The sequence below is a fragment of the Novacetimonas maltaceti genome (genome assembly GCF_002906255.1).
Lineage (GTDB): Bacteria > Pseudomonadota > Alphaproteobacteria > Acetobacterales > Acetobacteraceae > Novacetimonas > Novacetimonas maltaceti.
The window spans coordinates 1-22,788 of sequence record NZ_POTC01000018.1 but is presented as its reverse complement, the minus strand read 5'-3'; the positions used below and the strand labels follow the sequence as shown (position 1 = coordinate 22,788).

Sequence of the window (22,788 nt, the reverse complement as noted above, 5' to 3'; positions counted from 1 at the left end):
GAGGATAACTTGCCCCAGAATACGCTGCCAACCGTATGGCTAGAGATTTCGGATTTCATGGAATACGCCAGGGGGGGCAATATTACGGTCAGCGGCATCCAGCGTGTCACCGCCAATCTTGTCACGCTGCGGGGGGAGTCGAAGTATAATGTAATGCCCGTCATCGCGGAAGATGATGACACGGTCTTATATGCTGTCGATATCGAGCTTTTCCAGAAACTGGTCGATGGCCTGCAGTCGGGCCTGCATGATTCCAAATATATACAGAAGCTGGAAAAGAAAGTCCGCGAGAACCTTGTCCCGGCCCGGACGTCTGCGGGTGATATCTTTGTCATTGCCGGGGCTTTCTGGATCTACCAGGATTTCCAGTTCCTGAAGAACCTGCGGGAACGTGGCCTGAAAATCGGCGTGCTCGTTTATGACCTGATCGCCATCAGGAAACCATATTTTGTCATTCCCATACTGACACGGATATTCGAAGATGCGTTACTTGATGTCCTGTCGGAAGTAACCCTTGTCCTTACGATTTCCGACCATGTCCGCGATGACCTGAAGGATTACATACAGACCAGGCTTGGTCTGGACATCCCTGTCGAATCCGTGACAATGCCGACCGAACTTCCTGAAGTTTCCTACACATATGAAAATATCCGTTCCGAGGTAAAGGCCGTTGCGAAACAGGATTACGTCCTGTTTGTCTCCACGATCGAGATGCGCAAGAACCATGCCCTGCTGGTCAATGTGTGGGAGCGGCTGCGTCAGGACCGAAATCTCAATGTCCCGAACCTTGTCTTTGTCGGGAAATGGGGATGGGAAGTTGAAGACCTGAAAAACGATATCAACAGGTCCGGTGGCTCCGGCAAATGGCTCTTCATACTGAACAACATGTCAGATGAAGAACTAAACTATCTTTACAGGAACTGCCTGCTGACGGCCTATCCCAGTTTTGCGGAAGGGTGGGGCCTGCCGGTTGGGGAAAGCCTGGCGCATGGCAAGATGTGCATCGCCTCCAACGCCACATCCATTCCCGAAGTCGGCGGCGACCTGGTCGATTACATCGACCCTTACAATGTGGACCGGGCCTGCGAAACCTTCCGCTCCTTCTTCCGCGATCATGACAGGATCCGGCAGCGCGAAAAGGACATCCGCGAAAACTTCAGGGTCAAGACGTGGGATGCCTACTGCAAGGAATTCTACAAAAACATAGACCAGCACATAGAAGACAAGAACGCCCTCTCCAGGGAGGGGAACTATGTCTACTCCCCCGGGGAAATCTATTTCTACGGTTCGGATGACGTATCCGAACAGAATGAAAAGGGCGGCCTGCTGGTCACGGCCCGCATGACCCGGGTGTCGGGATGGAACAGGCTTGAGAAATGGGGATGCTGGGCGGCCAACAACCGTGCTGTCATCGACCTGCCCACCTCCCTGCCTGCCGGGCGGAAGGTCCGCGTCTTCATCCGGGTGAAGGCCCCCGTGTCACAGGAAAGGATGTGGCTCTCATGCCAGGCGGGCGGCGAGGATTTCGCCTATGGCAATGTCTCCCCCGTGGCGGCCTTCATCAATTTTGACGGTGTCATCGGACAGGACGGCAACCTTCGCGTCGTCCTGAACTCGACCGGCGTCCCCGCCCCCGACAGTTCCTACCCGACGGTTCATGTCGGCATCAGCGCCATCGGGTTCGTGCCCGCGGACGATGCCGCGGCCTGCCTCGGCTTCCTTGAAAAGATCCTGAACGAAACCCCCAAGACGCTTGGCGACGCCATCGGGACAATGCCACGGGGACAGGCGAACGCCACAGGTCCGGGCATGGGCAGTCCGTTCCTGTCCCGACTGCTCCTAGGCAAGGCGGAAAACCCCAACCCCATACTGGGGACCGTGGAAAAGATGTCCGACAGGCTCTCCCTGTTCCGCGCACGCAGGTCCGCACGGAAACAGAAATGGGGAGAGGCGGAAAAATACTATGCCGCCATGCTGCGGCGATACATCAACCGTCCCCGCATCCTGGTGCAGTATGGCCACATGCTCAAGGAGCAGGGATTCTACGCACCCGCCGCCGAGGCCTATCGGCAGGCCGCGAAAATCGATCCCTCCGACAAGGAAATCCGCAAACACCTCGCCGCTGTCGAGCATATGGTAAACAGCTGACGCCAAGGCCTGCTGGCCCATGGGCAATCCCCTGACAAAAGCGGGGGGATTGCCCGGCAGGCAGCAGGCATGCGCGCGGGATGTTTGCAGGGGCGTATTTTCCTGCCGCCTGCAAGGATTTCAGGATGTCGCCTTTTCCGGGACAGGCGACATCCTCAATTCTGTCGTTTCCATAAGGTGCTTACTGTCAGACCGGCTTTGAAACGGCCTGTATGCTTTCAATATCTGCTGACGATATCGGCATACATGTCTTTGACACGGTTCGTGTAGGCATCCATGGAAAATTTTTCCGCCTGGGCCGGGCCTTCAAGCTTCAGCTTTTCAATCAGGCCAGCATCCTGATCCATGCTGTTGATTCCCTCGGTAATGGATGCCACGTCATAGGCGTCCACCATGACGGCGGCCTCCCCCACCACTTCGGGCAGTCCCCCTTCGTGCGATGTCAGGACCGGCGTGCCCAGCGACATCGCCTCCAGCACCGGAAGGCCGAACCCTTCGGTCAGCGACGGAAACAGCAGCGCGCGGGCATGCCGCACCAGTGCGTTCAGGCTTGCCTGCGGCAGGTAATCGATCAGCATGATGCGTCCCTCATCAATGCCGCGCTGCAGGAAGCGGAGTTCATTTTCATTCTTCCATGCCATGGCGCCCACGATCACCAACCGGCGCTCTGTCTGGCTGCTCAGGAAAGCGGAAATGATACGGCCGATATTCTTCTTCGGTTCCAGGGAACCATAGAACAGGAAGTAACTTTCCGGTTCCAGCCCGAACATGCCCCGCACTTCATCGCGCGTTTCTTCGTCACTCCTCCTGAGGAAGGTCGGGTTGGGGAGGAAAGACTGGTACGGGTTATAGATATGTGGCGCCATTTCCGGAAAGAAGGACACGATATCCTTGCGTGAGGCCTCTGACACCGTGCAGATCGGCCTCCTGAGATCACGCAGCGTTTCCATCAGCCTGAACTGATACGCCTTGTTGTCCAGCGTGGTCTGGGGGAAGCGCAGGGGAACAAGGTCATGGACCGTATAGAGGTTGATGGCCCCTTCCACCTGCACCGGCACCGGATAGGTCCAGTGCATGATGCGCGGCGCATCCGGCAGGCGCAGCGTCAGGAGACGGCCGGTATTGCGGAAATACCTGTAGGCCCGCGCAAACAGGTTCCGCGAATTCACAACCCGGTCATAGGCAGGCAGTCGGTTGAGGAAGCTGCGCTGCTCCACCCGGCCGGTCAGGCTGATCTCAAAAGGATGGTTTTTCGCAAAGGACGAAATCTGGCTCCTGACCCATCTGGAGACCTTTCCCTGCGCGGGGGGCGAGCCATTGTTGCCTGCGAGGATATTGAAAAACGTGACTTCCTGTAACTCTGGCGAGATCCTGTGCGAGATGTCCATGCCATAGACAACATCCACGGGATGACCGAGCGCCTTGACGACATGACTCAGGGTACGGGCATAGGTCGCAATGCCGGTCCCTTTCGGGATCGCGAGATTGTATCCGTCAATGCCGACACGATACGTCACAGGTTCAGACAAGCTATTCAATGTTTCACATTCCCCTGTGTGGATACCTGTTGAAGACTGGCTCGGGCCACTCGTCCATGAAATGGCGCATGACATGGGTCATGTTCATGCGCCCCAGTCGTAGCATGATTGGCGCAGGGTATCACAACCCGTCCCCACGGATATCATGCGGAGACATCCGGCACGCCGGGGCGATGCACAACCGGAAAATGGGAGACCCGTGGCGGTTGTCCCACCACGGGCCGCCAGCAACGTGCCGTTGACGGCGCTACGCGATGCTCCTGCTCAGGTCGCGCGCCATCCGTCCTGCTGCAACGCCACGCCCGCCAGGTACAGGCTGCCACAGACCACTACCCGCGCGGCCGGTTGGGGGGGCATATCGCGGGACAGGTGTTCCAGCGCCGCCCTGATGGTCGGGCCTGCGGTTACACGTCCCTGCCCCGCCGCGATGATATCGGCCACCGGCAGGGCAAGGTGCTGCTCCGGTTCGGCCACGGCCTGCACGCTTGCGGCATGGGGCAGCAGGGGGGCGAGGAAACCGGAAGCATCCTTGGTCTGCTTCATGCCGACAATCAGGTGCACGGGACGGTCCGACCATCCCTGCATCACGCGGGCCAGCGCCTCTCCCGCGCCGGGATTATGGCCACCATCGAGCCATAGCTCCCACCCGTCGGGCAGAAGGTGCGCCAGCGCCCCATGCAGTTGTTGCAGCCGCGCGGGCCAGTGTGCATCCGCAAGCCCCGCCCACGCCTGCGCAGGCAACGACAGGCCACTTGAACGCAGGGTGGCAACCGCAAGCCCCGCATTATCCACCTGATGCGGCCCCGGCAGGCCGGGATGCGGCAGTTCCAGCATCCCCTCCCCGTCGCGATAGATCAGGCGCGTGCCATCGGGTGACGGGGTGATGGACCATTCATGGCCTCGCCGCCACAAAGGCGCGTCATGTTCCGCCGCCACGCGGGCGATCACGCCCATCACGTCCGTCGGGTGACGACCCGTGGCAACCGGCACGAAATCCTTGATGATGCCCGCCTTCTCCAGTGCGATCTTTTCCAGCGTATCGCCAAGGAACGCCTCATGATCCATGGAGATGGAGGCAATCGCACACGCCGCGGGCCGCGCCAGTACGTTGGTCGCGTCGTAACGCCCGCCCAGTCCGACCTCGACGATCATCAGTTCGGCGGGATGGCGCGCGCCTAGCACGAAGCCTGCGGCGGTCAGCACCTCGAACACGGTGATCGGCGCGCCATCATTGGCACGCTCGACCTCCTCCAGCACTTCGGCCAGTTCGGATTCGGTGACGATCTTCCCCGCGATGCGGAAGCGTTCGGTCACATGCACCAGATGCGGCGACGTCATGACATGAACGCGCCACCCCGCCGCCTCCGCAATGGCGCGGATCAGGGCGCAGGTGCTGCCCTTGCCATTGGTGCCCGCAACATGGATCACCGGCGGCAGGTGGCGTTCGGGATGGCCCAGGCGCGCCAGCAGATGTTCCAGACGCCCCAGCGACAGGTCGATCAGGGCCGGGTAAAGCCGGTTGAGCCGTTCGAGGATCGCGCCGGTACGCCCGGCGAATTCAGGACCCAGACCGGACACAGGCGATGCGTTCATGATGGACCGTACAGGTTACGCCGCAGGGGGCGTGATGTGGGCATGGTTGAGTTGCCCGATCAGGGTGCCAAGGATGGCCGGCAGTTCCGGGCGCGCAACCACCATGTCGAGCATGCCATGGTCGAGCAGGTATTCCGCGCGCTGGAACCCTTCGGGCAGCTTCTCGCGCACGGTGTCCTCGATCACGCGCTGTCCGGCGAAACCGATCAGGGCGTTCGGTTCCGCGATCTGGATATCGCCCAGCATCGCAAACGAAGCCGAAACCCCGCCCGTCGTCGGGTTGGTCATGACCACGATGTAAGGCAGCTTCGCCTCACGCAGCATTTCCACCGCGATGGTCGTGCGCGGCATCTGCATCAGGCTGAGCATCCCTTCCTGCATGCGCGCACCGCCCGAGGCGGTAAAGACGATCAGCGGGGCCTGCTGCAGGATCGCAAGGCGGGCGGCGGCGAGGAAGGCCTCGCCCAATGCCGCGCCCATCGTGCCGGCAATGAACTCGAACGCCATGACCGCGACAACCGCGTCATGCCCACCAATGCGGCCATGCGCGACCGCCATCGATTCCTCAAGCTGGGACTTCGCGCGCTCATCCTTCAGGCGGTCGGTGTAGCGCTTGCGGTCGCGAAACGACAGGGGATCGACCGGGGCCTTGGGCAGTTCGATGCGGGTGAACTCCCCGTTGTCGAACGTCCATTCCAGCCGCTGCTGCACCGTGGCGCGCATGTGGTGGCCGCAATGCGGACAGACATTCATCGCCCGCCGCAGGTCCTTGACCAGAATCATCTGCTCACAGGACTCGCAGTTGGTCCAAAGATTGTCCGGCACTTCCCGCTTGAGCAGGCCACGGATCTTGGGCCGGACATATTCGGTCAGCCAGCTCATGTTAACTCTCCCTGACGTACATCTATCCGCCTGCTCCATACAGGCAGATCGCGTGTGATGCCAGATTCACGTTTATTTCCGGGCCGCACGGACCGCATCGGCCAGTTCCCGCAGTTGCTCCAGCACGCTGCTGACGGTCGTGGCCGTGGCATGGCCATCCGCATCCAGCGTCCCCTCCAGCGTGTTGAGCAGTGCCGAGGCCACGACGGCGGCATCGGCGGCACGCACCGCGTTGGCGGCCTGTTCGGGCGTGCGGATGCCAAAACCGATGGCGATCGGCAGGTCGGTGGCAGCCCGCAGGCGCGGGATGGCCGCCGACAGTTCATCGCTGCTGGCGGTGCGGGTACCCGTCACCCCGGTGATGCTGACATAATACAGGAAGCCCGACGCCCCATCGAGCACGATGGGCAGGCGCGCATCCGGCGTGGTCGGCGCGACAAGGCGGATGATATCCAGACCGTTCGCCGCAGCAGGCGCGCGCAGCAGGTCGCCTTCCTCCGGTGGGACATCGACGATGATCAGCCCATCCACGCCCGCGCGCGCGGCATCGGCGCAGAAGCGGTCATGTCCATACGCCTCGATCGGGTTGACGTAGCCCATCAGGATGATCGGCGTCTCGTTATCGTCACGACGGAACGCCGTGATCATCTCCAGCACGCGCTTCATGCTGGCCCCGCCACGCAGGCCGCGCAGCGCCGCCTTCTGGATGGTCGGGCCATCGGCGCTGGGGTCGCTGAAGGGCATGCCGACCTCGATCAGGTCGGCACCCGCCCCCGGCATCCCCCGGAGCAGCGCGAGCGAGGTTTCGTAATCGGGATCACACGCCTCCACATACGGGATCAGGGCGCCGCGCCCCTGCTGCTTCAGGGCGGCGAATCGGCTGGCAATACGGCTCACAACGACACTCCCAGATGCGCGGCGACGGTGAAGATGTCCTTGTCCCCCCGGCCCGATACGTTCAGTACGATGATCTGATCCGGCGACATGGTGGGCGCCAGCTTCGCGACATAGGCCAGCGCGTGGGCACATTCCAGCGCGGGGATGATCCCCTCCGTCCGGGTGCAGAGCTGGAACGCGGCCAGGGCCTCGTCATCGGTGGCGCCGACATATTCGGCACGGCCGATATCATGCAGCCATGAATGTTCCGGCCCGATGCCGGGGTAATCGAGGCCCGCGCTGATGGAATGCGCCTCCGCGATCTGCCCGTCTGCATCCTGCAGCAGGTAGGTACGGTTGCCATGCAGCACGCCGGGGCGTCCACGTTCGATGGAGGCTGCGGTCTCCCCGCTGTCGAGGCCGCGCCCGGCGGCTTCCACGCCGATCAGGCGCACGGACGCATCATCAAGGAACGGGTGGAAGATCCCCATCGCGTTCGATCCGCCACCGATGGCCGCCACAATGGCGTCGGGCAGGCGACCTTCGGCCGCGAGGATCTGCTGCTTCGTCTCCACGCCGATGATCGACTGGAAATCGCGCACCATCTCCGGATAGGGATGCGGGCCCGCCACCGTGCCGACAAGGAAGTAGGTGTCGCGCACATTGGTGACCCAGTCGCGCATCGCCTCGTTCATCGCGTCCTTCAGCGTGCCGGCTCCGGCGGTGACGGGAATGACCTCCGCCCCCAGCAGGCGCATGCGGAACACGTTGGGCTTCTGCCGCTCCACATCGGTCGCGCCCATATAAATGCAGCATTTCATGCCGAACAGGGCGCAGACCGTGGCGGTCGCAACGCCATGCTGCCCCGCGCCGGTTTCGGCGACGATGCGCGTGCGGCCCATGCGACGGGCAAGCAGGATCTGCCCCATCACGTTGTTCAGCTTGTGCGAGCCTGTGTGGTTGAGCTCCTCGCGCTTCATGTAGACGCGCGCGCCGCCCAGTTCCTCCGTCAGGCGACGGGCGAACCACAGCGGGCTGGGGCGGCCGACATAATCCTTGAGGTAATAGTCCAGTTCACGATGGAATTCGGGGTCCGCCTTCGCTTCCCTGTAGGCTTCGGTCAGTTCGAGGACCAGCGGCATCAGGGTTTCGGCAACAAAGCGGCCACCAAAGATACCGAACCGCCCGTGTTCGTCCGGGCCGGTGCGCAGGCTGTTCGCGCGGGACGGCGGGGCCGGGGATTGTGCTGCGCTCAACTTTGCTCTCCACAGGGAATAAAATTCATGCGGGTGTCGATGATGGTATATCGCACGTGCCCGCGCGATGATACGCCTACGGCGTTCTGGACCCGATGGCGCAAAAACACCACCCCCCTGCCCCTTGAGCCCTTGGCCTGACTGTCACGATTTGACATAAAGCCGGTTGTCCCGATGATAGGCCGCGACAGGATACGAAAAGAGGATCACTTATGTTTCTTGCGCACAGGCCCGGCTCGCCCGCCCGGACGATCACGAGCGAGGCCGATGCACAAGAGGTCAAGGATGTGCCCTGGCTGGACCTGCTGGATCCGACCGAGGACGAACAGACCCTGGCCGCCCACATCACGGGGCAGCGCATCCCCACCCGCGCCGACCTGGACGAAATCGAAAGTTCGTCGCGCCTGTTCATGGAAGATGACGCGGTGTACCTGTCCACGCCGCTGGTGCGCCAGATCGGGGATGACTTCTTCGTCTCCCCCGTCGGCTTCATCCTGATGCGCGACCGGCTGCTGACGATCCGCTTTACCGGCTTTACCGCGTTCGACGTGGTGGCGCGGCAGGTGGCGGGGCAGTCCACGCGCCTGTCTGGCGATGAGTGCGTGACCCTGCTGCTCGAAGCGGTCGTGGACCGGCTGGCCGATATCCTTGAACATCTGGGGCAGTCGCTCGACGGCATGTCGAAGGATGTGTTCCAGTCCGAACATGGCGGGATGCGGCGCATGGACGGTCTGCTGCGCAGCATGCTCAGCCGCGTGGGACGTTCGGGTGATCTGACATCATCGGTGCGCGACAGCCTGCTGGGCCTGGAACGCATCACCATCTTCGTGACCGAGAACAAGAAGCGCGACCTGTCCGACAAGCTGCAGGGGCGGCTGGCGACGGTGGAGCGCGACATCAAGTCGCTCAATGACTTCGTCTCGCAGACATCGAACAAGGTGCAGTTCCTGCTCGACGCCACTCTGGGCTTCATCAGTATTGAACAGAATAACGGGATGAAGATCCTGACGGTGGTCAGCTTCATCGGTGTGGCGCCCACTCTGGTTGCCGGGATATATGGGATGAATTTCCATGATATCCCCGAACTGAACTGGAAATATGGATACTGGTACTCGCTGGCTCTGATGGCCGCGACCGTGGTGCTGCCGCTGCTGTGGTTCTGGCGCAAGGGATGGCTGGGAAAGTAATCACAATCCGCCATTGACTTTTGCCTCACTTTGGGATACCTGACACCCTATGTGCTGGCGGTCGCCCGATCGCCACGCCTTATCCTCTGATGAATGTAATATCCACGTCGCATTTCTGACTTCGTCTGCAGATGCTGGGATGTGACAACACGCCTGTTCCTGTCACACCGGATATTATCCATTCCCTCCCCCTGAACTGCCAGTCCAAGGCAACGCTTGCATGCATCTCGCCGAACTCAAGGCCAAAACACCAGCAGACCTTCTGGCTTATGCCGAAAGTCTGAATATTGAAAACGCATCGTCCCTGCGCAAGCAGGAACTGATGTTCACCATCCTCAAGACGCTGGCTGAAAATGACCAGGCAATTTACGGGGATGGGACACTTGAAATCCTGTCGGACGGCTTCGGCTTCCTCCGCTCGCCAGAGGCGAACTACCTGCCCGGCCCCGACGACATCTACATCTCCCCCAGCCAGGTGCGGCGCTTTGGCCTGCGCACCGGCGACACGGTGGAGGGGCAGATCCGCGCCCCGCGCGATGGGGAGCGTTATTTCGCGCTGCTCAAGGTCGATACGATCAATTTCGAACCGCCCGAGGCCGTGCGCCAGCGGATCAATTTCGACAACCTGACGCCGCTGTATCCCGAACGCCGCCTGCAGATGGAAGTCGAGAACACCGCCGTGGGGCCGGCCGAAAGCACCGCCAAGGGGAAGGGCAAGGGCCAGACCCGCGACTTTACCCCGCGTGTGATCGACCTTGTCTCCCCCATCGGGATGGGGCAGCGCGCGCTGATCGTCGCCCCCCCGCGCACCGGCAAGACGGTGATGCTGCAGAGCATCGCGTCCTCCATTTCCGCGAACCACCCCGAAGTGTTCCTGATCGTGCTGCTGATCGACGAACGCCCCGAGGAAGTGACCGACATGGCCCGCTCCGTTCGGGGGGAGGTCGTGTCCTCCACCTTCGACGAACCGGCAACGCGCCATGTGCAGGTGACCGAAATGGTGCTGGAAAAGGCCAAGCGCCTGGTCGAGCACAAGCGCGATGTGGTCATCCTGCTGGATTCGATCACCCGCCTGGCGCGCGCCTACAACACGGTCGTGCCGTCATCGGGCAAGGTGCTGACCGGTGGTGTGGACGCCAATGCGCTGCAGCGGCCCAAGCGTTTCTTTGGCGCCGCGCGTAATATCGAGGAAGGCGGGTCGCTGACGATCATTGCCACCGCCCTGATCGATACCGGCAGCCGCATGGACGAGGTGATCTTTGAAGAGTTCAAGGGCACCGGCAACTCCGAACTGATCCTTGACCGCAAGCTGGCGGACAAGCGCACGTTCCCGGCCATCGACATCACCAAGAGTGGCACCCGCAAGGAAGAGCTGCTGGTGGATCGCGCCGACCTGTCGAAGATGTGGGTCCTGCGCCGTATCCTGGCGCCGATGGGCACGATGGATGCGATGGACTTCCTGCTCGACAAGCTGAAATACAGCAAGACGAACAAGGATTTCTTCGACGCGATGAATACGTAAGGTCCCGTGCCATCCGGCCAGTGACTGATGACCCCTCCTGTGTGCCGCAGGAGGGGTTTTCTTTTGTCCGTACTACGGCAGAAAAACAGAAAGAAGTTTTTGGTGAAGCTTTTTTCAAAAAGCTTCAAAAATACGCCGCCTTTTAAAAAAAAGGCAGCACCCAAAAAACTTTTATTTTTTACCTACATCGCCATCAGGCAAGGATCCGGTCCCGCAACTGTGGGTTTTCATCCATTTCCTGCCCGAATGCCCGCGCGATGGAAAACGAACAGTCCAGCACCAGTTTGATGCATTTGGCCTTGTAGTCCGTTTCCTCGGTATATCTGAGGTCTCCGCCATCATACTTCATCATGTCCATGGTATAATGACTGTTGGGCGTCCTTTCGAAAAACCCTTTGTCATTGAGAATCCTGTTGGGGTCATCCATCAGTATCCGCAGGGGTTCGACATAATGCGACCCTGTGCCCTTTTCCACTTCCCGCTGGCCTGCCGCCGTGATCTTCAGACGCATGATGATCCACTTGTAGATATCCTGCCAGCCAGACCTTCTGGGGTAATGCGCGATGCACAGGTTGCTGCCACCAAAGGCCCGCAATTCAACACCATCACGATAGGCGGTATGATTGCCTTCACTGATCTGGATGTGACCTGGAATCCTTCCCCTGACCGCAACTTTCAGGACACCGATATTTTCGATCGTGCGCCATACCATCCTGTGGGGGACGACCAGCTCTTCCTTTTTGTCAAATACCGTATCCATATAGTTTCTGATGGGAAGCAGGATGGATTCAAATTCAGGGGGAACCGTTTTGATGAAATTCAGAAAACCTTCGACCCTGCCACGCATGTCGATGAATTCATCTGCATCTATGAAAAACACCCAGTCCGCGTCGAAATCCGTGCAGGCAATATTGTATAGAAACGTATTCCTTTCGCGTTCACTGGACACGATGCATGGTTTTTTTATGAGAGTGATTGCCAGGCCTTCGTCAATCATCTTCTCGATGATGTCCAATGTCCTGTCCGCGCTGCCGTCATCCAGAATAATGATGCGGTTAAAATGCGCCAGATGATGTCTTATATTTGCTTCTATAACATCATCTTCGTTAAGAAGCCTCATCACTGCAACCACGTTCATTTTATGTTCCTTTCCCTGATTGCATGATTTTATATACGCTTCATAAACAGAAAATAAATCATATGCCGGGCCGGTCTGAAAAACGTACCATATCCCCGGTCATGTTCCTGTCAGACCGGGGATATGCCGCGTCCTGCGGATCAGGTGGGACCAGCGTCAGGTTCAAAATCATAGATACTTGCGCTCAATCGGCTTTTTCGTTTTCGATTGCATATCTGTCGCAGATATTCATGATCTCTGTCGCCATTTTCAGATAGACTTCACGGGAGAAATGGACCCCGTGATCATCTAGCGATGCAAGATCTTCTACGGATTGAACATATTTTCCATAATCCACCAGATCAAACCCATATATTTTCGACAGGGGGACAACGATCCGGTTGATGTTGCCATAAACGGATTTGATCCAGTCATCTGATCCCACCCGTTCATTCAGGACAAGAATGATGACCTTTTTGCCTTTCAGTTTCTCGAACAGTTTGCAGACATCCGCCATGAACATCCCGATGTCATGATGTGCGAAGAATTCAAATTCCTGCTGCATGAATTCCCATTCGCTTTCGGAAAAGCCGGGATCACGACCAAAATTCCTGACCAGTGTTTCATAGGACGTTTCACTGAAATCCCGCCCTGCCAGGAAATCGTTACACAGCGAAACCGTGACCCCTGTGGAACGGGACCTGTATAAATGCGCGGCATATTCGACAGAAAACGAAAGCACATAAATATCAGCATCCCCGCTGATGACTGCAGAGTCCAGATAGTTGTCCGGAAAGATGCTTGTGCGCGACAGAAGTTCACGGCCCTGTGGCGTCTGCAGGGCATCGGTTGCGGCAATCGTCCTTACCCACGGGCTGAACGCCCATGATTTATAGGCCAGCGGGAATTCACCCAGAACATTGTACCGGGCACGGAAATAATGTTCCATTGACGTGAAATCGCAGGCTCCCCTCAGGCAGACCTTGAGGTTTTTTGCGTAATCATGAATGAAGTTGTTTGAATCATCATCGACATCATCAACAATCGTAATCCAGTTGACGTCACCATCCAGTGACGAGATGACATCACCGACAACATGGACATGCGGGCGCATCAGATGGTTCCAGCAGAACTGCTCGACCCCCATGCTCATGATACGGCATGAGAACAGAAAATGCGTCGCCCTGCGCTCCCCGATCAGAAAAAAACCGCAGATCCCATAATTTCCGTATTTGTCAGAGACTTTTATATATCCAGAAGTCGCGGGGAATCTTTCTGAAAACTCTTTCTGGAACACGTCCCATGCTGCCTCCCGGTTCTCCGGCCAGCGATTCTTGGTGAAATTCAGCTGATTGGTTCTGTTGACCAGTTCATGTATGCGGTCGAATTCTTTTTCGATATCATAATGAAAACTGATCCTGATATCACTCTGCCGCAGGAAGTCTATGTTATCCCCCTGCATCCCTGTCCTGTCCTTGTGCTTTTCCTCCAGCACCTTATAGCGCGCGAGGCGCTCCATCCCCGTATCCGGCTTTCCCTGAAACCTGTCATCTTCAGGTATAGTCTCAATAATCGATGGATCAGCAACCTGCATGCCCTCATAAAAGAACAGGGCTTCATTGAGATTCATCGGATTATCATCAATGAACATCATCGTCTCCGGGCGCAGGTTGGTTGCCTCGACGATTTCCCGGATCATTGGTCCCTTGGGCGCAAAGGCGATCTGTGGGAAAATGAAATACTCCCAGACACCCATTTTTTTCAGTTCGCGTTCAGCATCCGCAAAATTGTTTTTTGAACATATGGAATTGACGATACCCCTTTCAGACAGGGTCTTTAGCAAAGCCATGTTCCGTGCGACGGGCTGTATGCCGCCTTCACTCAATGTGCCGTTCCAGAATGTCTCATCCAGATCCCAAATGACCAACCGGACGGGTTCCATTATATTTTCCTCTTAAATGTTATTTATCAGCATATTGGCTCCTTATGTTATAAGGTTTCTGTTAATATATGCTTCACGGTGCCCCACAGTTTGCGGGCGTACGCTGTCCCATCCGGCATGAAGGGCAGTTTCAAAACGCCCCTTCATGAGATTGACAAAAGTTCTCGGGTGCTGATTTTTTCAAAAATGTATCGTTTCCTGAAGCTTTTTGAAAAAAGCTTCACCAAAAACTTCTTTGCGATTTGGCCTGCGTTTTATGGACGGCCTGTTTTCAGTTGTTGAAATTCAGGATGTCCTGCAACCGTCTGCTGTAATCATCAGGACGGTTTTCAAGGAAGATCCGGTGCAGGGCATTACGACGGATCCGGGTCCACAGGTTTTCATCCGTATAGACCTGTTGCATTGCCCCCGCGAATGCCAGCGGCTGGGTTTCCGGCGCGCTGGCAATATCCGCCCCAGCTTCCCACCCGACCTGCCTGACAAGAAGGTCCGTTGCGACAATGGGCAGGCCATGGGCCGCAGCTTCATGGACCTTGTACGGGATACCGGCAGCAAAACGCGTAGGGGCAATGAAGACACGATGTGCCTCATACAGGGGAGCAAGGTCTTCGACAGCCCCCAGCAGTTCAAACCGGGGATGCGTCAATATGGTGGACAGGTCGATATCCCCGCCAACATACCCGGCCATCCTGATACGGACGTCATCGGGCAGCAAACTGTCGAGATACGGCACGACATGATCGTTCAGCCATGAAAGCGCATCCCAGTTGGGGGATTCCAGGTTCTGGATCGCCCCGACAAACAGGAAATGCCTGCGTTCCCCAAACGGACGACCCTGCGGGGTTGGAGTTTTCACATGGCCCAGAACATGGACATCCTGTTTCACGACCCCGCTGACAAGGGTGGCCTCTTCACTGCTGACTGTCACGAACCGGTCGATGAAATCCGTATTCCGCAGTTCATAACACAGCATGCCATTCAGGTCGGGCAGGTCCGTCTGGCCCATGATCCGCATCCTGCCATGCTGGCGCAATGTAGCGATGGCCTCCGTATCCAGCACGACCCGGCATCCCGCCAGCGCCTCGCCACATGCCGCAAGAACAGGCTTCAGGCGATCCGCGTTATGGGTCCTGCCGATCCATATGACGTCATAATACCCGGCACGACCATGCAGGAAGGTTTCAAGATCACCAATCCCGCGATCCCACATGACCTCCGCCCTGTCAGGGAAGTTCCGGTATCGTGTCACAGGCGCACGGCGTGGCGGAAAGATGGGATAGACCGTGACATGCAACCCCAGTGCCTCCACCATCGTACGCACGATGTCATTGGAACGGGGAAAGCCCGCCCCGATTTCAGGCTGTGGCAGGTAGTCCTCGATGAACAGGACACGCCTGCTGCCAGCATCGGCAAAGCGTGCCTTCAGCACATTGGCTTCATCCCGCGAATATTTCCCTTCCACATATTCGCGGTTCTTGTGAAAGAACTTTCCGATGTTCCGTCCCAGGTATGATGCAATTTCGCCGGACTTCCCGCTGCCGAATTCGTAATGCAGGACGACCACGTCAGGATCATATACGATGTCAAAACCACGCTGGCGGATCTGCACGCACAGGTCGGTTTCTTCATAATAGGCCGGTGCGAACAGGGGATCGAAGCCATCGAGCGCCTTGACGATGTCCGTCCGCGCCATGAGGAACGCACCGGAGCAGAAATCAACCGAACGTACGAAATTTGCTTCTGGCAGCAACGGAGACGCATCGCGCAGGTAACCGGATGTCGTGCCATCGTTCCAGACAATGCTTCCCGCTTCCTGCAACTCTCCGTTCGTGCGGACCAGTTTCGCCCCCACCGCCCCTGTGCCTTCCTCCCGACGCAGCCGGTCCAATGCCGTATCCACGGCACCGGCCATCAACTCCACATCGTTATTGAGGAACAGGACATAGGGTGCCACCGCCCTGGCCAAGCCAAGGTTCGATCCGGCAAGAAAGCCGACATTTTCCGACAAGCGGATGACCTCGATCCCTGCGACATGACGCTCGATCACGGAAGTTGCGTCTGTCGAAGCCCCATCGACAAGAATCACCTGAATCGTCCCGCGACAGGTCGCACGCAACGAGGACAGTGCTGTCATGGTAAAGGCGAACTGGTCATGGACCACCATCACGACGCTCAGTTCCGGCAGGTCACAGGAAAAATCCAGTCCCTGCTGCAGAACCGTCGCGGCCCGGACCTCCGCCATCCGGCGATAGGCGCGTTTGCAGAGGATTTCAGGCTCCTGCCGCCCGCCATCCGCATCGGGGGTTTTCCCATACAGCACGGCATAGGCCCCGAACGGCGTCGGGTATTCCCCTTTCTCCACGGCGTCGGAGACACTCGGGTCGCGCGCATACTCCGCAAGATTCACGTTCGCGCATGGACGTCGGTATTCATATTGTCCATAGCGCAGAAAATGCTCATAGGCGTTGCGAAAAGCCCCCCCGGCCACCACCGTTGCGACATCAGGATTTGTCTGGGCATAGAACCGTTCGCTGAAGAACGGATTGGGGTCAAACGCGCTGGGGGCCGGATTGCCCAGATAATGCCGTAACGGATGCTGCCATTCGCTTATATGTTCGGCAACATCAGGATAGGCCCGCATATACCATTCAGGATCGAAACAGGCGGATGTGCGACACGTGACAATCGCCGGATCCATGAAATTTTCAAGGAAGGACACAAACGCGCCCTTGCGCCGGTCATAAAGGAAATCCGGATTTTCCCTCAGAAACAGTTTCATGGAAAAGAACAGCGACGCGTCACGTCCTTCCCGCGCGCCATAGATCAGGTAGTGGTCGTACCCGTTGCGCAACCCATGGGCCTCAAGCTGCTGGGTGGACATGCAGACCTGCGTCCGGCAATAGAATTCTTCGTCAAAGAAGCAGTTGGGATTACGCTGCGCAAAGCCGCCAGCACAATAATGCGCGAACCCGGACGCGATCTCCCCGGCCTCGATCAGCGGCAGGATATCGGGATAGGACGTCCTGTACCATTCCTCGTCAAAAAACACGTTCGGGGAATGGGCCAGATTGACCCCGAACTCCTCATAGAACTGCGTGATGCTTTCATCATCATGCAGCCCGAACGTATCGAGGATGACATGGTAATGCCGTTTGTACCATGACGCGTCGAAACAGGCCCAGTCAGGTTTCGTGCCCAAACCTTCAGCCGACATCACGATATTCCCTGTCCTGACCGCCATACATCACCGTGACATGAACCGTGCGGGATTCAGCAGGACACTGGCCACGGAAGCCACGGGAAGGTGCAGCGGAATGACGAGCCCCCCGCCTGCGGTCCTGATGCGTTCGGCAGGGGCACCGATGTCGAACGTCACGACGGGAAAATCATGCCGCCAGAATTCCGTCAGCACATAGGACCATGTCTCCGGCCATACCGCAGGCAGGAAGCCCCAGTCACATTTCTGCATCCGGATCAGCGATGTCAGTTCATTTTCGGCATAACGTCCGGTGATTTCAACAACCCCTGTTTCCAGCAGTCGTGAATCATCGCATGTGAACCCCACGATGGAAAACCGCAGCGGCAGTCCGGATGCCGCCACATGCCGCGCAAGCCTGAGCAGCAGGTCATATCCTTTTTCAATGCCGATCGCCCCGATCAGCAGGATACGCCTGACATCCGTGGGATCCCTGGGGGTAAAGACGATGTCCTGCGTCGGGACCGGGGCCTCCCACTGTTCCAGAACCACGGGCACATCGATATGCCGGCGATACCGTGTGGCCACGTCATGGCAGGACGCAATCACCGCCCGGGCGCGCCGGAAGATATCCGTTCCCAGTTCCCGCAGCAGCGGCAGCGCCGTGTCATCCCCCGTTGCATGGCCACGGTCCATGACGCAGGTCTGGCAGGCCGAAAGCTCCGGCTCCCCACAATAGAGGCTGTTATGGGAGACCAGCGTAATCTGCGGGCAGAACCATGAGTAGTCATGGAGATAGACATCATAGTCGAACCCGAAGAGCGAAACCCAGTGGATGTCCTTGATTCCTGCACCAATATAGCTGTGGATTTCCATTTTCCCGCAATGAAGGGACAGCAGGAGTTCACGCAGGCCCGGCCCACGGCGCGACAGGATGATATTGGGATACTCATCCGCCAGGCAGGGTGCGACTTCCCACTGGGGATAGTCGCCTTCCCCCTCTGCCGCACATGGGGAAATGACAAGAGGTACACATCCATTTTCAAGGATGGAAGCCGCGCGTTCGCGTACGAAACGATGCACGCCCCCTTCACGGTCATGCGTCATGAGGGCGACGGTCTGGCGGTTTCCGATGGCATGTGACAGGCGGCGGATATCGAGGTCACGCCGGAACCGCTGCAGGGGATTGCGCTCCTGCCATTCATGGACAAGACGGTCATAGCCGGGATGCAGTCCGTTCAGCAGGGCAAGGTTGCGCCGGATCAGGTCGCCTTTGAACGCGCTGAAGGACTGCCCTTCGGCATGGCCGACATAGGTGCCAAGGCACACGACATGCCGCCACCCCAGCGACGCGGCCCGCCGGCTGAAATCATTTTCCTCGCCATAGCCCTGGGCGAAGACATCCTCGCGCAGTACGCCCGTCTGGTGCAGGCACTCCGCCCGGATATACATGCAAAAGCCATGCCCGGTCGGAACCTCGATGATCTCCCTGCTGTCAATTTCCGCCAGCAGGGAGGAAAGCTCCCTCACCTCGTCAAGGGAGGGGATCGGATTGTTCCCATCCTTGCGGGGATAGCTGAAGATTGTCGCAGCGTTGGAAAGTGGCGTCGCCGTGCCGATATCCGGCGCGCGATAGACGGCCTGTTGCAGCTTCGTGATCCAGTCGGGCGGCGGGATGGTATCGCTGTTGAGCAGGACCGCATCTTCATCCTGCCCGACTTCACGCAATCCACGATTGGCCGAACAGGTAAAGCCGCGATTGCGCTCGTTATGCACGACCGTGATGCCCTCCCTGTCCGCAACCCCTTCAAGGAAGCTGACAATGCGCGGATCGGGCGAGAAATCGTTGATGACGACCAGGCGATCATCCGGCCCACGCCATTGCAGGGCAAGTTCGATACATTCCCTGGTTACTTCATACCCTTTGTAGACCGGGATGATAATGGCAACAGGACGCCCAACCCTGCCGGAACCCGCCTCCTGATGCACGCCCTCCCTGAATTGAGGGGAGTACAGGGCCGGGAAAGGCTGGTTGGAATCCGGCATGGAGGATTTGGAACAGGCGGTGGGGAACGTCCGCGCCACCCATTGCGCCTGTGCGCGGGCGTACCGCGCGCCCGCAAGGGGATCGAGCGGGCTGCCATAGAATTCCTGCGCGAAACGGTCCGTGACCCGGACGGCGGGCGTTTCCACCCCGTCCAGGTCGCTCCACGGGATCAGGAATGGCGTACGCGCTTTTTCCGCGACAAGAAGGTCGGAGCATCCGTCTCCCACCTCGTCGTCGAACAGTAGCCTGTCATCCTCCATCGCGCGGACCCGCACATGTTCATCCGCCCCAAGGTTGTTGGGATAACGGAACCACCCTGTCAGGCCTTCGGCGCACCCTTCGACAAACCCTTCGCAACGCCAGATGGTGCGTGGTTCAAGCGCACTGCCCAGCATGTCACGGCCATCATGGCGCACATGGATGACGGGAAGGCTGGCGGGAAGTTCGAAATTGGTGATTTCATATACACCAAACCCGGCGAAGGACCCCAGTGACGCCAGTTCCGCCCGATGTTCCATGTCATCATGATGCCATGTGACATCACCATCTTTCCCATCCGCAAGGCCCACGGCGATACGCCCGTCTGGCCACATGGCGCACCACCCGTCACAGCGATGCACGGCCGAGAGGGTGCTGAAGACCTCGAACGCGACATCATCAAAGACAATGGCGGTTTCACGCAGGAAGGAGCGCAACTCACCAAAGGTGCGGTCATGCGCGCCGAATTTCAGGCGTGTCAGCAGCAGGAAAAACCGCGCAACAGGGGAAAGCACATGCCCGGAGAGATATTCGAAGGGTTCCGAAGCCCGCGGTTCGCCCATCGCCAGGCGGCACAGGCCAATCCCGAGCATGATGTCACGTGCGCTGGGATGTGCCCGCTGGAGATATTCCAGCCGCCCGAGCACAGACGACAGGTCTTCCGGGACCTCGGGAAGCCCATCATGGCGGGCGGCAAGGGACGCAATATAACGGTGGGCCGAGTCCGCTATGAAATCGTCCATATTACCACCCATATATTCCGAACTCCCTGCAACACATCCTGAAATTTCTATATTCCGTTCTTATTTATACTTGCTGTCCAGCAGGAACTGACGCCACGTATCATACAATGGCACCAGTGCCCGGCAGGGCGCGCGCAGCTCGGCACGCCCCATGGCCAGCCAGTGTTCCTTGCCCGTCGTCCAGTCACCGCGCCGGACGGATGCCACGACGTCGGGATTGTTCTTCAGGTACCATTTTTCATCGAACTCGCTGCTGCCTGTCTCACGGCCTTCGAAAAAGCCCGTGTACAGGAAATGCTCCCTGCCGCTTTCCATCTCCCCCCGATGGACCGCAGCATCGACATCGGGATTTGTTTCCAGATAGGCCTTTTCATCGAATGGAAGGGATTTCAGGTATTCCGACAACAGGAACCGGAACAGCGTCTTGGATATGATTACATGTGCACCGCTTTCTTCAGCCAGCGGTGAAAGAACAGAATACGGAATCATGTCAGGATCAACCTTTTAAAATAGGCCATTCAGAACAATATAAAATACATGCGTATTATAGTCAACTATTAATAAGTAATTAAAGATTCATTACTTGTTAATTTATTATCGTTATCAATCAGGGCATGGTTATTTTTATTTCGTTAATTTTCAATTAATTACACTGCGGATACCGCCATGTCCCATCAAGCATTTTCCACAAGAGACGGATCAGCACGAAGACACGCCCCACACACGTCATTTCCATTATTCATATATATTTACAGCACATGCCTGAAACATATCCTGACGGCTTCCCTTTGCATCGGCATCGCACAGAGCGTTGCGCAGGCGGCCCCTGCGGATCATCCACGACATCTGGCAGATATCGCAGGAAGCTTTGACGGGGACGCCAGTCGGGCGCACGCGCAGGCAGCGGCGGGCACGACATCACGTACACTGGCGCAGCATTTCAACGATACGTTGTCCCCGCTGGATTTCGGGGGGAAGTTCGATGGGAGCGACGAGAGCCTTTCCCTTGACGCCTATCGGGGAAGTTTTCCCTCCATGGCACTGCTACACATGCCAGCAGGATCCTTCACATACCGGACCCCGCCGGTTTCGGGCTATCGGGGTACACAGATCTGGATTTCAGACGGGGCAAGGGATGCGGCCTCCGGTAACAGTTTCCGCATCTTCCCCACGCCTACTGCCGATACGGTCATCTCCAACTATGCCGGCACCCTCAACATTGCCAAGAACGGCAATCACGCCGGGGACGGGGCGGTGGTCAGCGTGGATTACAATATCAATACGCCTGCGAAAAACTGGAACACACCGGAAAATCCTGTCTACAACGCCCATTTTGGCATCACTGAAAACTGCGAGGAAGCCAATATCGAAAACAGGGGGCAGGTCTATTGCCTCAGCAGCCAGCTAACTGCGGCCTCCTATAACGGCGCGATCAAGACGGATGCGAACCTTTTTGCAATCCGTCCCGCCATTACGGACAGCCACGGTCCGCGAAGCCAGATTTCTGGCATCAATACAGGCGTGATCGACCAGACCGGTTTGCCGTCCTCAAAAGCCGGGGGGATCGAATCCGCGGAAATAGACCTTTATGCCAGCGGTGCCGATGACGGGCATGACAGGGTTGCCCTGATCGTCGGATCACAGCAGCAGAAAGACGACAGCCATAACAATCTGGAGGTCGGAAACGGCATCCTGCTCCGGGCCGGGGCCTATACCTTTTACGACAGCGCCTTTCAGATCATGGGCGCTTACAAGGACGCTGCCATTGACCTGCGTTACGCCAATACCGGATGTCCGGGCGACATCTGTGCGCCCGCGCTCTGGCTTGGCGAACTTGGCCCGATTTCCTTTGGCCATTCAGATCCCAACCGGGTCAAGATATTTGGCGATTATCAGGGGAACCTGCATTTTGTAACCCGTTATGCGGACGCGCTGGAACTGACCGGGTCTGGTGATACCGCGATCTCTGGCCGACTGATCGCACGACAGGGACTTCAGATCGGTGCCAGATCCTATCCCGCGATCACAGACGACGAATATGGAACCCTCAACTTCGTCGTTCCCGGACCGGGCAGGGATATGACACGCTCCCTCAACGCGCTTTCGATTTCTCCCGATGGGGAAGTGACATTCAACAGTAATGTGCATGTCGGCCGGGACGTGGAATTCGCGGGAAATGTCATACTGGATAAGGCCATCAGCACAAGACAGGGCATCGTTCTTCCCACCATGACCGAAAAACAGATCAGACACATGACGGCACCTGCCGAAGGCCAGATCGTCAACGATCAGGAAACCCATGCCCCGGTGATTTTTGAACAGGGGCATTGGTATCATATTCCCCTTGGGAAAGAGCTTTAGCAGCCTGTCGGGTTGGGGTACCCTGTGAAGAGGTGAAGTTGTAAGGTGGTGAGATGAGCAGCTTCATCCCGTTTGACCGGTCTCAGCCGTATCTTCTGCCGCCTGATCTGAAGTCGTGGCTT

At 58.0% G+C, this 22,788-nt stretch carries 14 protein-coding genes; 4 read left to right on the top strand and 10 right to left on the bottom strand.

Going from position 1 to position 22,788, the window contains the following annotated elements; genetic code table 11:
- Window positions 1-9: 9 nt before the first annotated feature.
- Window positions 10-2,148, top strand: a complete 2,139-nt coding sequence (locus tag KMAL_RS08245; protein ID WP_110095238.1) for a glycosyltransferase family 4 protein — start codon at window positions 10-12, stop codon at window positions 2,146-2,148.
- A gap of 218 nt (window positions 2,149-2,366) precedes the next feature.
- On the opposite strand, the gene KMAL_RS08240 is transcribed toward KMAL_RS08245, so the two are convergent.
- The 5 genes from KMAL_RS08240 to trpB form a co-directional block, all read right to left on the bottom strand.
- A complete protein-coding gene (locus KMAL_RS08240; protein WP_239020028.1) occupies window positions 2,367-3,677 on the bottom strand; it encodes a glycosyltransferase family 4 protein in 1,311 nt (436 codons plus the stop codon).
- A gap of 273 nt (window positions 3,678-3,950) precedes the next feature.
- The gene (locus tag KMAL_RS08235) at window positions 3,951-5,279 is read right to left on the bottom strand and encodes a bifunctional folylpolyglutamate synthase/dihydrofolate synthase (RefSeq protein WP_110095236.1); all 1,329 of its coding nucleotides are present in this window, start codon (window positions 5,277-5,279) and stop codon (window positions 3,951-3,953) included.
- A 15-nt stretch (window positions 5,280-5,294) separates the two neighbouring features.
- Window positions 5,295-6,161, bottom strand: coding sequence for an acetyl-CoA carboxylase, carboxyltransferase subunit beta (accD, locus tag KMAL_RS08230; protein ID WP_110095235.1), 867 nt, complete (start codon window positions 6,159-6,161; stop codon window positions 5,295-5,297).
- Between the two features lie 72 nt (window positions 6,162-6,233).
- On the bottom strand, window positions 6,234-7,058 hold the full coding sequence (gene trpA, locus KMAL_RS08225) for a tryptophan synthase subunit alpha (protein WP_110095234.1): 825 nt from the start codon (window positions 7,056-7,058) through the stop codon (window positions 6,234-6,236).
- Window positions 7,055-8,293, bottom strand: a complete 1,239-nt coding sequence (gene trpB, locus KMAL_RS08220) for a tryptophan synthase subunit beta (RefSeq protein WP_146044183.1) — start codon at window positions 8,291-8,293, stop codon at window positions 7,055-7,057. Before trpB ends, trpA begins: the two co-directional genes overlap by 4 nt.
- Window positions 8,294-8,505: 212 nt before the next feature.
- On the opposite strand from trpB, the gene KMAL_RS08215 reads away from it, so the two are divergent.
- A complete protein-coding gene (locus tag KMAL_RS08215; RefSeq protein ID WP_110095233.1) occupies window positions 8,506-9,480 on the top strand; it encodes a magnesium transporter CorA family protein in 975 nt (324 codons plus the stop codon).
- 220 nt (window positions 9,481-9,700) lie between these two features.
- On the top strand, window positions 9,701-11,002 hold the full coding sequence (gene rho, locus KMAL_RS08210; RefSeq protein WP_110095232.1) for a transcription termination factor Rho: 1,302 nt from the start codon (window positions 9,701-9,703) through the stop codon (window positions 11,000-11,002).
- Window positions 11,003-11,195: 193 nt separating this feature from the next.
- Here rho and KMAL_RS08205 read toward each other — a convergent pair whose 3' ends face one another.
- From KMAL_RS08205 to KMAL_RS08185, 5 genes are all read right to left on the bottom strand, one after another.
- A complete protein-coding gene (locus KMAL_RS08205) occupies window positions 11,196-12,140 on the bottom strand; it encodes a glycosyltransferase family 2 protein (protein WP_110095231.1) in 945 nt (314 codons plus the stop codon).
- Between the two features lie 184 nt (window positions 12,141-12,324).
- On the bottom strand, window positions 12,325-14,061 hold the full coding sequence (locus KMAL_RS08200; protein ID WP_110095230.1) for an HAD-IIIC family phosphatase: 1,737 nt from the start codon (window positions 14,059-14,061) through the stop codon (window positions 12,325-12,327).
- Window positions 14,062-14,332: 271 nt separating this feature from the next.
- Window positions 14,333-17,275 carry a glycosyltransferase gene (locus tag KMAL_RS08195; RefSeq protein WP_167400091.1) on the bottom strand — a complete coding sequence of 981 codons (2,943 nt, stop codon included), beginning with the start codon at window positions 17,273-17,275 and terminating at the stop codon, window positions 14,333-14,335.
- Window positions 17,276-17,305: 30 nt separating this feature from the next.
- Entirely contained in the window at window positions 17,306-20,305 is a 3,000-nt protein-coding gene (locus tag KMAL_RS08190) for a glycosyltransferase (protein ID WP_167400090.1), read from the bottom strand.
- Window positions 20,306-20,365: 60 nt separating this feature from the next.
- Window positions 20,366-20,794 (bottom strand): hypothetical protein, encoded by a 429-nt coding sequence (locus KMAL_RS08185; RefSeq protein ID WP_110095227.1) that lies wholly within the window; start codon window positions 20,792-20,794, stop codon window positions 20,366-20,368.
- 546 nt (window positions 20,795-21,340) lie between these two features.
- Between KMAL_RS08185 and KMAL_RS08180 the strand changes: the two genes are divergently transcribed.
- The gene (locus tag KMAL_RS08180) at window positions 21,341-22,666 is read left to right on the top strand and encodes a hypothetical protein (RefSeq protein ID WP_146044182.1); all 1,326 of its coding nucleotides are present in this window, start codon (window positions 21,341-21,343) and stop codon (window positions 22,664-22,666) included.
- Window positions 22,667-22,788: the final 122 nt, after the last annotated feature.

Bases quoted from the DNA above. Each gene is read 5' to 3' on its own strand.
- KMAL_RS08235 (WP_110095236.1), bottom strand. From the start codon at position 5,279: ATGAACGCATCGCCTGTGTCCGGTCTGGGTCCTGAATTCGCCGGGCGT.
- rho (WP_110095232.1), top strand. From the start codon at position 9,701: ATGCATCTCGCCGAACTCAAGGCCAAAACACCAGCAGACCTTCTGGCT.
- KMAL_RS08190 (WP_167400090.1), bottom strand. From the start codon at position 20,305: ATGGACGATTTCATAGCGGACTCGGCCCACCGTTATATTGCGTCCCTT.
- KMAL_RS08200 (WP_110095230.1), bottom strand. From the start codon at position 14,061: ATGGAACCCGTCCGGTTGGTCATTTGGGATCTGGATGAGACATTCTGG.
- KMAL_RS08185 (WP_110095227.1), bottom strand. From the start codon at position 20,794: ATGATTCCGTATTCTGTTCTTTCACCGCTGGCTGAAGAAAGCGGTGCA.
- KMAL_RS08205 (WP_110095231.1), bottom strand. From the start codon at position 12,140: ATGAACGTGGTTGCAGTGATGAGGCTTCTTAACGAAGATGATGTTATA.
- accD (WP_110095235.1), bottom strand. From the start codon at position 6,161: ATGAGCTGGCTGACCGAATATGTCCGGCCCAAGATCCGTGGCCTGCTC.
- KMAL_RS08195 (WP_167400091.1), bottom strand. From the start codon at position 17,275: ATGTCGGCTGAAGGTTTGGGCACGAAACCTGACTGGGCCTGTTTCGAC.
- KMAL_RS08180 (WP_146044182.1), top strand. From the start codon at position 21,341: ATGGCACTGCTACACATGCCAGCAGGATCCTTCACATACCGGACCCCG.
- KMAL_RS08215 (WP_110095233.1), top strand. From the start codon at position 8,506: ATGTTTCTTGCGCACAGGCCCGGCTCGCCCGCCCGGACGATCACGAGC.